At 60.1% G+C, this 13,722-nt stretch carries 12 protein-coding genes; 6 read left to right on the top strand and 6 right to left on the bottom strand.

Features of this window, described 5'->3' with window-relative positions:
* Positions 1-86: 86 nt before the first annotated feature.
* Both HAV18_RS21210 and HAV18_RS21205 read left to right on the top strand, forming a co-directional pair.
* A complete protein-coding gene (locus tag HAV18_RS21210; protein WP_166959340.1) occupies positions 87-2,249 on the top strand; it encodes a hypothetical protein in 2,163 nt (720 codons plus the stop codon).
* A 7-nt stretch (positions 2,250-2,256) separates the two neighbouring features.
* Positions 2,257-2,964, top strand: coding sequence for a DUF3142 domain-containing protein (locus tag HAV18_RS21205; RefSeq protein WP_166959335.1), 708 nt, complete (start codon positions 2,257-2,259; stop codon positions 2,962-2,964).
* Positions 2,965-3,006: 42 nt separating this feature from the next.
* On the opposite strand, the gene HAV18_RS21200 is transcribed toward HAV18_RS21205, so the two are convergent.
* On the bottom strand, positions 3,007-3,381 hold the full coding sequence (locus tag HAV18_RS21200) for a gamma-glutamylcyclotransferase family protein (protein WP_166959332.1): 375 nt from the start codon (positions 3,379-3,381) through the stop codon (positions 3,007-3,009).
* Between the two features lie 54 nt (positions 3,382-3,435).
* Entirely contained in the window at positions 3,436-4,086 is a 651-nt protein-coding gene (locus HAV18_RS21195; protein ID WP_166959329.1) for a LysE family translocator, read from the bottom strand.
* A 165-nt stretch (positions 4,087-4,251) separates the two neighbouring features.
* Here HAV18_RS21195 and HAV18_RS21190 point away from each other — a divergent pair, with 165 nt between their 5' ends.
* Positions 4,252-5,172, top strand: a complete 921-nt coding sequence (locus HAV18_RS21190; protein ID WP_166959327.1) for a LysR substrate-binding domain-containing protein — start codon at positions 4,252-4,254, stop codon at positions 5,170-5,172.
* A 127-nt stretch (positions 5,173-5,299) separates the two neighbouring features.
* On the opposite strand, the gene HAV18_RS21185 is transcribed toward HAV18_RS21190, so the two are convergent.
* Both HAV18_RS21185 and HAV18_RS21180 read right to left on the bottom strand, forming a co-directional pair.
* Positions 5,300-6,136 (bottom strand): alpha/beta fold hydrolase, encoded by an 837-nt coding sequence (locus tag HAV18_RS21185; RefSeq protein WP_166959325.1) that lies wholly within the window; start codon positions 6,134-6,136, stop codon positions 5,300-5,302.
* 334 nt (positions 6,137-6,470) lie between these two features.
* Positions 6,471-7,274, bottom strand: a complete 804-nt coding sequence (locus tag HAV18_RS21180; RefSeq protein ID WP_208102054.1) for a DUF6602 domain-containing protein — start codon at positions 7,272-7,274, stop codon at positions 6,471-6,473.
* Positions 7,275-7,658: 384 nt separating this feature from the next.
* On the opposite strand from HAV18_RS21180, the gene HAV18_RS21175 reads away from it, so the two are divergent.
* Together HAV18_RS21175 and HAV18_RS21170 are read left to right on the top strand one after the other, a co-directional pair.
* On the top strand, positions 7,659-8,672 hold the full coding sequence (locus tag HAV18_RS21175) for a hypothetical protein (RefSeq protein ID WP_166959323.1): 1,014 nt from the start codon (positions 7,659-7,661) through the stop codon (positions 8,670-8,672).
* 570 nt (positions 8,673-9,242) lie between these two features.
* The gene (locus HAV18_RS21170; protein WP_166959321.1) at positions 9,243-10,862 is read left to right on the top strand and encodes a TIGR04141 family sporadically distributed protein; all 1,620 of its coding nucleotides are present in this window, start codon (positions 9,243-9,245) and stop codon (positions 10,860-10,862) included.
* Positions 10,863-11,108: 246 nt separating this feature from the next.
* Here the strand turns inward: HAV18_RS21170 and HAV18_RS21165 are convergent, their stop codons facing one another.
* A complete protein-coding gene (locus tag HAV18_RS21165) occupies positions 11,109-11,939 on the bottom strand; it encodes an oxidoreductase (protein ID WP_166959319.1) in 831 nt (276 codons plus the stop codon).
* Between the two features lie 94 nt (positions 11,940-12,033).
* On the opposite strand from HAV18_RS21165, the gene HAV18_RS21160 reads away from it, so the two are divergent.
* Positions 12,034-13,005 carry an AraC family transcriptional regulator gene (locus HAV18_RS21160; protein WP_166959317.1) on the top strand — a complete coding sequence of 324 codons (972 nt, stop codon included), beginning with the start codon at positions 12,034-12,036 and terminating at the stop codon, positions 13,003-13,005.
* Positions 13,006-13,060: 55 nt separating this feature from the next.
* Here the strand turns inward: HAV18_RS21160 and HAV18_RS21155 are convergent, their stop codons facing one another.
* Positions 13,061-13,714, bottom strand: coding sequence for a CoA pyrophosphatase (locus HAV18_RS21155; protein ID WP_166959315.1), 654 nt, complete (start codon positions 13,712-13,714; stop codon positions 13,061-13,063).
* Positions 13,715-13,722: the final 8 nt, after the last annotated feature.

The following is a 13,722-nucleotide window of genomic DNA, read 5'->3' as shown; positions in this document are numbered from 1 at the left end:
GGCCGGTGCGGTACGATACGCGCCGGGGCGAAATGCCTCACCTGAGAGACCCGGCCGCTGCGGCCCCACACCCGGCACAAGAAAAAATGCCTAAAAGCCCATTGCTGCACCGAAACCTGTTCGCCGCGCTGGCGGCCGGCCTGTTCTGGATTCCGGCCGCCCATGCCAGCGGGGACGACGGCTGCTATGCGCCAACCACGCTCCGGCAGACCGCCTACTCCTGCGCCAACCTGCCGATGCTGAGCCCCGCCAACGACACGCGCATCAACGCGATGCTGATGATGGTCGACAGCGCCAAGGTCGCACAGGCGTTTCCGGACCCGAAGACGATCCCGGCGAAAGACCGGATCAACCAGATCATCGTGCCGTTTCCGATGGACTTCTCCGGGTGGATCTACATCGGGCAGAAGGAGTCCGACAACGCAGCGGATGCCGACGCGCAGTCGAACCGGTACGCCGACGGCGAAGGCAGCATCTGCCGCAGCATGAACTCGGGCGCCGACGCGTTCAACGACGCACTGGGCGCCGCCGGCGGCCTCCCCGCCGACGAAGCCGCGCGCCTGCGCGCGGCGCGCGCCGACATCGCGCAGAAGACCTGCGCCACCGGCGGCGCGAGCGCCGCGTGGACCAAACCGCCGGTCAAGTCGCCGCTCGGCCAGCAGTTCGCCGCTTACCTCGACGGCACGAACGCGTTCTACCGCGCCGATTTCCTCACCGCGACCCGGGCCTTCTCGAACGCGTCGCACAGCGCGAACCCGTGGCTGAAGGAAACCGGCCTCTACATGGCCGGGCGCGCGCAGCTGAACGCCGCGCAGGCCAACGTGTTCGACAACGATAACCCCACGCCGTCGCTCGGCCGCGTGACGAAGGTGTCGCTCGACGCCGCGAATACGGTGTTTCGCACCTACCTGAAGGTGTATCCGCAGGGACGCTATGCGACCTCCGCGAACGGGCTGTTGCGGCGGGTCGCGTGGCTCGGCGGCAACGTCACGCAGCAGGCTGACCTGTACGGCCATGCGCTCGCGCGCTGGTCGACGGCGACGTCGAACGTGCCGCTGATCCAGCTGGCGAACGAACTCGACAGCAAGCTGCTGTTCGGGTCGGAATTCGACGCACGTCAGATCCAGTCGCCGACCGTGCTCGCGACCGTCGACCTGCTGCGCATGCGCACGTCGGACAACAGCGATTCGAGCCGCAACAAGCCGCTGACCCTGGACGAACTGCAGGCGCAGAAGCCGCGCTTCGCGAACGCGCCCGCGCTGTACGACTACCTGCTCGCAACCTGGTACGTCCAGATCGGGCACAAGCCGGACGCCGCGCTCGCCTTGCTGCCGCAGACACCCGCCGAGCCGCTCGACTACTTCGGCCTGAGCCAGCAGGCGCTGCGCGGGTTCGCGCTGGAGGATAGCGGCCAGTCCGACAAGGCGCGCCAGCTGTGGCGCGACCTGATCCCGCTCGCGAAATTCCGCTTCCAGCGCGAGGCGCTGGAACTCGCGCTCGCGATCAACCTGGAACAGGCCGGGCTCGTCAACGACGCGTTTGCCGACGATTCGCCCGTGCAGAACGCCGCGATCCGCGCAGTGCTGCTGCGACGCGCGGCCAATGCGGACCTGCTGCGCGCGCAGGCACAAAACCAGGCGACCGGCGGCGCACTGCGCGACACCGCGCTGTACGCGCTGCTGTACAAGGAACTCACGCGTTCGCACTACGCCGAGTTCATCGCCGATGCCGCGCTGGTGTCCGGCACGCCGGCCGATCCGTTGAAACCGTTCATCGCGCCCGGTGCGAAAAACGAAGACGGCTACGTGTGCCCGTCCGCGCGCGACATCGCGGCGACGCTCCAGCAGAATCCGGCCGACCCGAAAGGGTTGAACTGCCTCGCCGATTTCGTGCGCGTCAACCCGCTCACGGCCAACCTCGAAGGCGACGCGGTGCCCCCGTGGATGCGCAACGCGTCAGCGGCGAGCGCCACACGCGTGCCGCCGACGCTCGGCGCGGCGCCGTCGCAGTTCGCGGGCAAGCCTTACGAGCGGATGTCGAGCTACGTGACGGTGATGGCCGATGCGCAGGCGAACCCGAACGACCGCGCCTACGCGTACTACCGCGCGATCAAGTGCTATGCGCCGGCGGGCTCCAATGAATGCGGCGGCAAGGACGTGCCGAAGAACGTGCGCAAGCGCTGGTTCGATACGCTGAAAGCCAGCTACGCGGGCAGCCCGTGGGCGCAGAAACTTCGCTACTACTGGTAAGCGCCGCGTGAAGCGTGTCGCGTGTATTGCGCTGTTGCTGGCCGGACGCGTCGCGCTGGCCGGCACCGTCGATGCCGCGCGGTACGACACGTTCTGGCTGTGGGCGGGCGTGAAGCCGCAGGCGGTCGTGCGCGGCGCACGCACCGTCTACGTGCTGCAAGGGCAGATCGAGGCATCGCCGCGGGACGAGTCGCAGGTTCGCGTGATCGCGCAGGGCGTCGCGCTGCCGCCCGCGCCGCATGCGCGCGTGTGGCTGGTCTATCGTGCGCATACGCTGCGCTGGACGCCCCGCGTCACGCAGATCATGCTCGCGCAGCTCGAGCGCTGGCGCGCGTCGGGCCGCACGATCACGGGTATCCAGATCGACTTCGATGCACGCACGCGCCACCTGCAGGATTACCTCGAATTCCTGCGGACGCTGCGCGAGACCCTGCCCGCCGATTGCCGGCTGAGCATCACGGGGCTGCTCGACTGGAGCAGCCGCATCGATACCGACCAGGTCAACCAGTTGCGAGGGATCGTCGACGAAGTCGTCGTGCAGACCTACCAGGGCCGCCGCACGATCCCCGACTATGCAGACTACCTGCCGCGCATCGCGCGGCTGCAGTTGCCGTTTCGCATCGGCATCATCCAGGGCGGCGAATGGGACGCGCCGCCTTACCTCGCGACGAACCCGTGGTTCCGCGGCTACGTCGTGTTCCTGCGCAACGATTAGCGGGAAGAACGCGACGACGTCGAGCGTTCCCGTGCGCCGGATTCATTCCGGGCGCGGTGAGCTCGCATCCACGTACACCCACGCGGCGACGCCCGATTCAAGCACCACACGATCGCGGCGATACGCGTCGACTTCGTAGTCGTCCGCGTGCTGCAGTTCTTCACGCGTGATCGCAAACACGGTGCCTGTTACGCGATCGCCCGATTGGCCGGTATAGGCCACCACCGGATGATGCGTCTTCCCGCTCGTCGCGACCACCTCCGGGTCGTCGATCTTCAGCATCGTCATCGCGTAACCGGGCATTGCATCTTCACGACCGTCGAGCTTGCGGCCGAAGGTGGCGAGCTGCACCGGTTCGAGTTGCAGCGTGCCATAGGAAAAGAGCTGCTCGGAGTAAGTCGGGGCGGTGCTGGACATGATTGAACTCGATAAAAAAAGACAAACGAAGCGTATCGCAGATCGCCGATTGGCTTATGCAGCACCTGCAATCGCACCGCCGAGCCCGGCGAGCGCAATCACGAGCAGCGCGAGCGCCGACGAGGCCGTGATCCATCGTTGCTTGCCATGAATCAGCGGATGGTTGATCGCGGCCATGTAGCCGGTCATGATCGTGAAATCGACCGCGATCCACAGCGCGGCCAGGATCGCCAGGCTCACGCGCGAATCCGGCGTGATGGCAACGAACTGCGGAAAGAACGCGACGAAGAACAGCAGATCCTTCGGGTTCGCGATGCCGACGAGAAAGCCGCGCACCACACCCGGCAAACGCCGCGCCTGCGACGCCGGTTCGCCTTGCGCGGCGCCGCTGCCCTCGCGCATACGGCCGGCGCGCCATTCGCCGAGCAGCGTCCGGACGGCCAGCACCGCGATGAAGATGCAACCCGCCACGTGCAACCCCGTGAGCAGGCGATCGCTGACGAGCACGACGCCGAATACCATCAGCATCGCCCCCGCGATCATCACGAGGCTCGCGGCATTCGCGCCCACCGCGGTCAGCATGCCCTGGCGGAAACCGCGCCGCGCGACGGTGCCGACCACGAGCATGACGACAGGGCCGGGCGTCGCGATGAGCAGCACGATCGCGGCGAAATAGGCGAACAGCAGCGGGTAATGGAGTGCCATGACAAAAAGTTGTTGGATGGATTGGCGCGCGTGCCCGCTACGATGGCATCATCGGGATTCAGCAAAGCAGATTGCGCGGTTTTATGAAGTATTGCGTGCCTGGCCCGCTGCTGAAAAACGGAAAATCCTGTCGAATGACATGAGTTCTATTCATACTCGAACCCCGTGAAGGCCAAACCGCTCCCCCCTGTCTACGCGTTGCGCGCATTCGAAAGCGCCGCGCGCACCGGCTCGTTTACGCTTGCCGCCGAGGAACTGAGCCTGACGCAGAGCGCGGTGAGCAAGCACGTCCGGACGCTCGAGGCCTACTTCGGCCGGAAACTGTTCGTCCGGCGCGGCCCAAAAATGACGGTGACGGCGGAAGCGCACATCTTTGCGTCGGGCCTGCGGCGAGGTTTCCGGCAGATCGAGGAAGCCTGCATGCTGTTCCAGTCGCAACGCGACGTGCTGCGACTCAAGGCGCCGTCCACGCTCACGATGCGCTGGCTGCTCGACGCGCTGGCCGCGTTTCGCAACACGCGGCCAGCGTTCGAGGTGCAGATCGCGAGCGTGTGGATGGATGTCGATACCGTCGATTTCTTCAGCGAATCCTACGATTGCGCGATCCTGCTCGGCGCAGGCAAGTTCGGCGAGGCCACGCAGTGCGTGAAGCTGTTCGACGAATGGCTGATTCCGGTGTGCTCGCGGGCGACCGCGACGGTCGCACGCACGAATCCGGCGGCATGCGAGCTGATCCATCCGTCGCCCGACCGGCGCGACTGGCGCCGCTGGCTCAAGGGCAGCGGCCATGATCTCGAGGTGGACATCACGCGCGGGCAGGTGTTCGACATGCTCGAACAGGGGATCGCGGCGGCGATAGCCGGCCACGGCATCTCGATTGGCGATCTCGCACTGTGTGCGACGGCCATCGACGAGAAGCAGCTCGTGCTGCCGTTCAAGACAGCCGTCAATACCGGCGACGCGTACTACCTCGTGTGGCCGGAAGACTCCGGCAAAGCCGCGCAGGTGCGCGAACTGCTCGCGTTTCTGGAAAGCCGGATGCCGCGCCTGACGTTTCCGGGCATCCGCTTCAACGGCCCGGGCTGAACCCTGCGGCCGGCGAACCGGCCGCCTTGTCGACGGTGCTACCGGACGCTACGAAGCGCCACCACACACCCGCCAGCCTGCGACGACGGCGCAGCCCGCCGAAGCGGGCCTGCGCCGACCGTCACCGTTACGCCTGCACGAAAGCCAGCAGGTCGGCGTTGAGGATGTCCGCGTTGACCGTCAGCATCCCGTGCGAATAGCCCGGGTACGTCTTCAGCGTGCCGTTCTTCAGCAGCTTGATCGACTTCAGCGCGGCATCCGCGATCGGCACGATCTGGTCGTCCTCGCCATGCAGCACGAGCGTCGGGACGGAGATCGACTTCAGGTCTTCGGTCTGGTCCGTTTCCGAAAACGCCTTGATGCCTTCGTAATGCGCTTTGGCGCTGCCTTCCATCCCCTGCCGCCACCAGTTGCGGATCACGCCCTGATGCACGGTTGCACCTTCGCGGTTGAACCCGTAGAACGGACCGCTCGGCACATCGAGGAAGAATTGCGCGCGATTGTCGGCGAGCGCCTTCCGGAAACCGTCGAACACCTCGATCGGCAAGCCTTCGGGGTTCGATTCGGTTTTCAGCATCAGCGGCGGCACCGCGCTGACCAGCACCGCCTTCGCGACACGGCCGGCCGGCTCTCCGTGCTTCGCGACGTAGCGGGCCACTTCGCCGCCGCCGGTCGAGTGACCGATGTGCACCGCATTACGCAGGTCGAGCGCTTCGACGACCGCGAAGGCATCGGCCGCGTAGTGATCCATGTCGTGGCCGTCCGACACCTGGGCAGACCGACCGTGGCCGCGCCGGTCGTGCGCGATCACGCGATAGCCCTTCTGGACGAAGAAGAGCATCTGCGCATCCCAGTCGTCGCCGGACAGCGGCCAGCCATGGTGGAACATGACCGGCTGCGCGTCCTTCGGGCCCCAGTCCTTGTAGAAAATCTCGACGTGATCCTTCGTTGTGACGTATGGCATCGCGATGGACTCCTGTAAGGTGGATTGAACGTGGCGCAGTGGCCGGGGGACATTATCGGACAGTATTGTTAAACGATGATGCTGCGATGCAAGCGGTCGTAAACAATCTGGCCAACGTGGACGAACCGCCGAAGGGCGAACGATCGGGCTGCGTCGCTGTATAAGGCTCGACTAGACCGGACAGACAGCGGCAGATCGGCTGACTCAGTTCGGCCACAAGCGGTCATATGGTCATGAGAGATTGATGCCGTTCGAACGGCAAATAGTTCCGAAGCCGACTGACAAACGCCAAAAGCTGCAAGCGGCGCCAAAAAAGGGACTGTGAAACCCGCGATTACATATCAAACAGCGGAATCGCCGCGAAGTATCGGGTTTGGCGCGAATGATAGTCCGATCTTTTGATATTCCTGCGGTTGTGTTGTGGCGCGCCGTAGTGGTCACGGTTATTCCCATTTGCAAAATTCTTGTCGATATACGTTTCAATTGTTCGATAAATAGACAGGAAAAAATTTTCCAACGCACTGATTTCTGCCCCGTCCATACCTTCAAAAAAATAGGACGTATATCCCATCTGATCCCGCTCTGTTATAACACCATCTTTTTTAAGATGAAACGATGGGTTTATTCCTGTTATTTCGTCCGGAAGCCAGTGAAACGTATCGTGATCGAACTGTTGGTACGTCCCCGGATGTTTGTAGTTATGAAAATATTCGCTCAAAAGACTTATGCTAGCGGATTTGAACATAAAAAGATAAGTTTTTATATTCAAAAATTCCTTGAAGTCGGCAAAGTACTCGATGACTTCATGGAAGGATTTTTTCGTAATTGATGTTTTCACCTCGACTATCGCTAGCACCGACTCTTCCGGCACCACAATCACATCATTTATTCTATAGAACGGGGCATAAAACATGCAATCGTAAATAATAATATCGCATTGCCTGGACAATTCGCCATTTTTTCTGATAATGAAACCTTGCTCAACACTAACGACTTTTGGCAAGTGTGTCCGCAAAAAATCTCGCAATATCTCTTCCGTTAGAAGTCCAATGGTGGGGTTGTGCCTCTTTACAAATGCCTTCACTTGATTAAGCTTTTGCAATAATTCATTGGTGACAAAATCGAAGTATTCGCTCACGTATGCTCCCTCATTGAGACGACAGCTTAAAAAAGGTAAGTATGACGGGCTGCCACGGAAAGAGCTAGACTGCACCGACTAGATGCGCGGCCGCAAATAGACGCGCGCCGACGACCATCGACGGACATCGGTCGGCGCATGCCAGAGGCCATACAAGGGCAGCCTCGCCCTGAAAGCGTTCGTATGGTCGCGAAAGGTCCAACGATCTGAAGGGTTGACGAGAGCCGACCGCAGGGCGGGCGGAGCCAATTTCGACTGCAACACTAAAGCGTAGCTGCGAATTCGCCGTTATCCAGTCGAGATTGCGTTGGTCCCTACAGAGCGTGAAGCGAACGTCAACCAGCTTGGACGCCGTTGTGCGTCTAGATCGAACAAACAAATGCAATGAACCTTCTTTACATCGTTGAACCGGAGGATGTTCCGCCGTATCGCCCCAACTTTACGATGCCTGGATTCAAGTCCGATCCGGGAGTCGAAGTAAACCCCGGCGATTCTCGTGGCGCAATTGCCGCCGGATTGGGTGCCGCTGCCGCAGCAGGGGCAGCAGCAGGCGCCGTCAAAATCGTCGCCGGCGCGTTGGGTGGTCCTCTGCTTGGGCTTCCAGCGTCGCTGCTCATATCTGCAGCGGCATCCAGCCCTGCAGTCGCTCGTATTTTCACAAAAGACAAAGAGCAGTTGCCTAAGGAATTAGATAGTCAAGAGCAAGAGGCGATCGGAGCATTCATGCGCAGGCACGCATATTCCATTCAGATGGCAAAGGACGCTGGCTTCAAATTTCCGCCGGGCCACCCCCAAGTCGGGCAGGTCTACAAGCAGCATCCGCTAGCCGACGTTCCAGCCGCAGGAAAAGCTGACATCTATATCCCTTCCGACAAGTATGATGAGCTGTTACTCCAGGAAAGAGAAGCTGAACTCTTGAAGCTGCTGGTGCATCTCGGGGCGACTAAGGTCGTCATCTCAAAGAAGCACAACGCCTCATCATCTCGAAAGATGGATGGCTCTGTTACTGGCGGGTCGAAAAATATCGGGGAGGCCGAAATCGGTGCTTCCTTCGCTGCCAGAACCGGTACCGTCGACCTCGACACCCGAGAATTTGAATTGGACGGACGCGAGTGGAAAGAAGGCGATAAGTTAGACGTAACGCGTTTCGCATGGGTACATTTCGAGCCATCTTGGAACGCGCTCATTGATGCACGCGAAATTGGCGGCTGCACAAGGGCTGCCTTGGAAGTGCGCGAAAACACCGCGTTTTCTTCGGACCGCGGTCTAGCAATGAAGGTTAAATCAAAGCTTTATGGCGCAGCTGTATCCGCCAATGCGGCCACAGAAATGGAGGAAGAGAAAGCGTTTCTCGTCAAAGCAGAGTTCGGAAAGATAAAGCGTAGCCCCGACTCTTGATCGAATTACGGAACAACTTACCCAGCCCTTGTGCGTGGTCAAAAGGAAACTATTTTGTTCATCTGCATCGCATGACTAATGCCCGCGTAGCTAAGGTCGCATGCCGCAGTGGAGCGCTACTGTCCACTAAGACGCGCGGCAGCGCGCGTGCGTCCTTGCCACGGCAGGCCCGCTCACCTCTCACCGCAGATTCGCGAGCGTCCGCTGTTCAGCCGGCTGCGGTCGGCCAGGGCGAATAAGTTCGTCGACCGCTTCGGGTCGATCTGCGCCGGTCGAGCGTCACAGGGCGGCGGCCGGCCGCCGGCCGCATTTGGCCATAAGCGGTCCTTGATCACGGGTGTATGTCGGACATTCGAATGTCGGCTTCGCTCAGCTTTGAGCCCATCGCAGAGCGACGTTGCATGTCGCATCATCGGCCGAAACCGTTATCGCTTCCATTGCCTTTGCATCTTCATAAACGTCTATTACTGGACAAAACTTTTACTTGACTCAAAGGGAAAACCCCAATTTTCGAACCCCGATGAGCAGGCATGATCAACGGACAATATCCGTCGCTACCGGGGAGCGGAGATGAACGCTGAAAAGAAGGTTAACCATCTAACGGTATTTCTGATTAAAAAACAATACGACACATGCGATAAGGTTATTTGCACGGAATCCTGCGAGACGCCATTCTTTGTAACTTTCTCCGGGTACGGTGAAGGGCAGCTTTACATTAAGCGCGTGCCGCCTTTTCTGCCAAAATGGACGACATTATTCCGCGGCCATGTTGATTTGAGTTCGTATGCTGTTCCAGGAATATCGGCTGCATTTTTTCTAAAAGTAAATGGTAGATGTTTTGTTCTTACTTTTGGGCAAGGCGGGCGATTTTTATTAAGAGATGAAGTTTTTGAAGAGCGATTCGGATTGCTTTGCGCTCTCAACTCGGTTGACAAAAACAGTTTTCGATGCGTCGACGTGCAATCATTAGATGCAATTCAGAGTCACACCCGAATTCAGTCTGGTCAAGAAACGAGCGCCGATCAATTCGGTCTGGATGTAGAGCAGGATATGCTCAAGGCTATCGTGGGTGCTCCAATCGATCACGCACTTGGTAATCGTATGGCCGGAAGTGATTCGCTGGCAGTTTCAGTCAAGATGGATTTGTCTGATCTTCCATTTCTATTGGATGAGTATAGAAAGAAGTTCGAATCTGACCTGAGCGCCGAGGATTACCTGTGGGTCAACAACATATCAATGGTGAGAAACTCGGAACTGGTGAGCCGCCTCGAAGTAGAGATTGATAAACTCCTGGGAAAAAATCAATTTGACAATATTTGGCTATCAATCCCGGAGATCATCGACTGGGCTACTGTCAAGGGGTTCATGTACGTACACGGTAAAAGGGAGGTTTATCCAGACATAAATTTCAGTGGATTCCTGAAGACCCTGAAAAATGGGGAAAAAATTAATCTTGAATTGTTGCGATCAAGAGAGGTGCATTGCGCCGACGCAGATCACCAAAAGACTTTTAAATCGTGGAAAATATTCAAATGCCTTTATGCTGAAATTGATCTATCGGATAATAAATATATCCTGAACGACGGGAAGTGGTTCAGGGTTGAAAAGGATTTTGTTAAAAGAACAAACGAGGAGTTTGCCAAGACTCCACTGTCAAGTCTGAAGTTGCCGGAATATAGCGGAGGTGGTGAGGGGGCGTACAATTCGTTGGTCGCCATAAACGAGCCGGCAGTCTATGCGCTTTTGGATGACAAGAAGAAGATCATGCATGGTGGTGGACACGGTCAGGTCGAAGTGTGTGATCTATTTTCAATTAATCGAGAGCTTATCCATGTTAAGATATATAGCAAATCGAGCGTACTGAGCCATCTCTTTGCGCAAGGATTTGTTTCCGGGCAGCTCATCCAAATTGATACATCGTTCCGTACGAAAGTTCGTGAAAAATTGCCGCCAGCATATCGAGATCTTATGCCGGCCGAAAAAAAGCCAGCTCAAGACGAATTTACTATCGTATACGCCATCATCAGCGATGCGGCAGGGGATCAGTTGCATCTCCCATTTTTTTCGAGAGTTAACCTTAACAATATGCGAAAAATTCTGATCGGATATGGATATAAGGTGGAATTATTGAAAATATTTGCGAATGATATTTTCTCAAAGACGATCACGGATCCCCCAAAATTTAAATGAAAAGTATGTGAATGGCGTGGTGAGAATTTGAATGATAATTGGACGCTCGCGATAGATTGGAAGCGCTGATTAATCTCTGATCAAGTCAATAGGGCGAGTGACAGCGTCCCTTGGAAGCGGCCGCTGCCGAGGCCCCGAGTTCAAACGGCGGTTTAGGGTCAATCACCGCCCTTGATAAAGCGACGGCGAAACAATCCCAGACCTGAACTGACGCTAACCGACAGATCAGGTCTCGACTTACGCTCGTCAACCATCGGTCGACACCGTCACAGCCTCCCACGCCTGGATTTCCTCCTCCAGCGCCGCCAGCTTGCCGCGCACCAGCCGCAGCGCATCGCTGCCGAGCAGCAGATGCGCGGGCGGATGTTCCGCCGCGATTGCCGCGAGCATCGCCCGTGCGGCCTTCGCGGGATCGCCCAGCTGCTTGCCGCTCTTCTCTTCGCGCGCCTGGCGAATCGGATCGAAAATCGCGTCGTAATCCGCGATCGAGCGCGGCGTGCGCAACATCGAGCGGCCGGCCCAGTCGGTGCGGAACGAACCTGGCGCCACCGCCGTCACGGCGATGCCGAACGGCTCCAGCTCCTTGCCGACCGATTCGGAAATGCCTTCCAGCGCGAACTTGCTGCCGCAGTAGTAGGCGATGCCCGGCATCGTGATGTGCCCGCCCATCGACGTGATGTTCAGGATGCGGCCGCGCCGCCGTTCACGCATGAACGGCACGACCGCCTTCATCATCGCGACCGCACCGAATACGTTCACGTCGAATTGCCGGCGCATCTCCTCAAGCGGCGCTTCTTCCATGATCCCTTCGTGCCCGTAGCCGGCGTTGTTCACCAGAACGTCGACGGGCCCGACGTTCGCCTCGATTTCCGCAACGACCCCGTCGATGCGATCGAAGTCGGTCACGTCGAGCACCCGCGCGAACGCCTGCGCGGACAGTGCTTCAAACGCCTGCGCCGCCTGCGCGCTTCTCACGGTGCCGACCACCGTGTGACCTGCCGCGAGCGCCTCCTGCGCGAGCGCGCGGCCGAAGCCACTGCTGACGCCGGTGATGAGCATGAGGGTGCCGGATGCCATTTGAGCTTCTCCCGAATGTCGATTGGAGCGTGCATACTAGTCTGACGAACCGCGTCGAATAAGCCCGATTCCGCTGATTTTCTTGCACAAAACTATGAGCACCGAGCCAACCTCCGCCCGCCCCCCGTCGCTGTCGCCGCGTGACCGGAAGCGTCTGGTGACGCTGCTGCGCGCGCTGGCGCCCGACGAAGGCTACAACCTGACGGCGCTGCCGAGCGTGCGCATCCTGCGCTCGAACCGCGCGCTGTCGCGCACGCCGGTACTGTACGACCCGGGCATCGTGATCGTGTGCCAGGGCTGCAAGCGCGGCTACTTCGGCGGCGAGCGCTATCTGTACGACGAACATCACTACCTGGCCGTGTCCGTGCCCGTACCGTTCAGCATGGAAACCGACGCCACGCCCGAGCGCCCGCTGCTCGCGCTGTATCTGCACCTCGATTTCACGATGGCCGCCGAGCTCGCGGCGCAGATCGACCGCGAGGGCATCGCGGAGCCCGTGCAGGCGCCCAGGAGCATGATGTCGACGCCGATGGATGAAACGATGCACGCGTCGGTGCTGCGTTTCGTCGAGGCGATGCGCCGGCCGCTCGACGCCGCGGTGCTCGGCCCGGCGCTGCTGCGCGAGCTGTATTTCCGCGTGCTCACCGGCGCACAGGGCAGCGCGATGCGCAGCGCGCTGGCGATGCGCGGGCAGTTCGGCCGGATCGGCCGGTCGCTGCGCGTGATCCACGCCGATTACGCGCAGCCGCTCGACGTGCCGCAACTGGCCGACGAAGCCGGCATGAGCGTGCCGAGCTTTCACAGCCACTTCAAGGCGATCACGCAGGTCTCGCCGATGCAGTACCTGAAGTCGACACGGCTGCATCAGGCGCGCTTGCTGATGGTGCGTGAGGACCTGACAGCGGAGGCGGCCGGCTATGCGGTCGGTTATGCGAGCCCGTCGCAGTTCAGCCGCGAATTCAAGCGCCTGTTCGGTCTGACGCCGGCAAAGGAAACGCAACGCATGCGCGAAAGTTTCGCCATTCCGGCGGCATTCGAGGATGCGGTGTTCGTGTCGTCGCATTGAATCGGGCACCGCGCCGAGCCCGCGTATCGATGCCCGTCAGCCGTATCTCGCCGCGCTACCGGTAGATGTGCACGGCATCGCGTGCCAGATCGGCGAGCGACTTCAGGATGAAGGCCGTCACGCCCCAGATGTCCTGCGCCTGCTCCGCCCAGTACCACGCGCCCGTGCGTTCGCCGTCCGTGTATTGACGCGGCAGATCCGGATTCAGCAGCGCGGCGAACGGAAACTCGAAGATCTCCGCGACTTCCGCGGGCGCCGCCTCCCATTGCGCCGTTTCCGGCACGATGCCGACCACGGGAAAGATCGCGTGATTGCGCTTCCTGGTTTTATGGATCGGCAAGCTGCCGACCACGTGAACCGCCTCAGGCACGAGACGGATTTCCTCGAACGCCTCGCGCAACGCGGTCGCGCCGATATCGCGGTCGGACGCCGCCGGGCGTCCGCCCGGAAAACTCACCTGCGACGAGTATTCACTGAGATCCGACGCGCGCTTGGTCAACAGGATCGTCGGCTCGCGCCGCGCGACGATCGCGACCAGCACCGCCGAGAATTTCCACTGCCTTTCGTTGTCCGCGAGATAGCGCTCCGCGCTCGGCCAATCGGTGCCGGCAGGAATGCCGTGACTTTCGACGCCGCGCACGAGCGCGGCCAGGGCGGCCTGCGGCGCAAGCCCGCCGCCGGTATTCGGAACGCTTTCGTCGAGTTTCATGTCCTCTG

The sequence above is a fragment of the Burkholderia sp. D-99 genome, from assembly GCF_011605345.1.
GTDB lineage: Bacteria > Pseudomonadota > Gammaproteobacteria > Burkholderiales > Burkholderiaceae > Burkholderia.
Note: the sequence above shows the minus strand (reverse complement) of the source record. Positions and strands in the feature narration are given on the sequence as shown.

Excerpts from the sequence above, each read along its gene's own strand:
- HAV18_RS21195 (WP_166959329.1), bottom strand. The coding sequence starts at position 4,086 with ATGGCACTCCATTACCCGCTGCTGTTCGCCTATTTCGCCGCGATCGTG.
- HAV18_RS21210 (WP_166959340.1), top strand. The coding sequence starts at position 87 with ATGCCTAAAAGCCCATTGCTGCACCGAAACCTGTTCGCCGCGCTGGCG.
- HAV18_RS21200 (WP_166959332.1), bottom strand. The coding sequence starts at position 3,381 with ATGTCCAGCACCGCCCCGACTTACTCCGAGCAGCTCTTTTCCTATGGC.
- HAV18_RS21170 (WP_166959321.1), top strand. The coding sequence starts at position 9,243 with ATGAACGCTGAAAAGAAGGTTAACCATCTAACGGTATTTCTGATTAAA.
- HAV18_RS21155 (WP_166959315.1), bottom strand. The coding sequence starts at position 13,714 with ATGAAACTCGACGAAAGCGTTCCGAATACCGGCGGCGGGCTTGCGCCG.
- HAV18_RS21165 (WP_166959319.1), bottom strand. The coding sequence starts at position 11,939 with ATGGCATCCGGCACCCTCATGCTCATCACCGGCGTCAGCAGTGGCTTC.
- HAV18_RS21160 (WP_166959317.1), top strand. The coding sequence starts at position 12,034 with ATGAGCACCGAGCCAACCTCCGCCCGCCCCCCGTCGCTGTCGCCGCGT.
- HAV18_RS21185 (WP_166959325.1), bottom strand. The coding sequence starts at position 6,136 with ATGCCATACGTCACAACGAAGGATCACGTCGAGATTTTCTACAAGGAC.
- HAV18_RS21175 (WP_166959323.1), top strand. The coding sequence starts at position 7,659 with ATGAACCTTCTTTACATCGTTGAACCGGAGGATGTTCCGCCGTATCGC.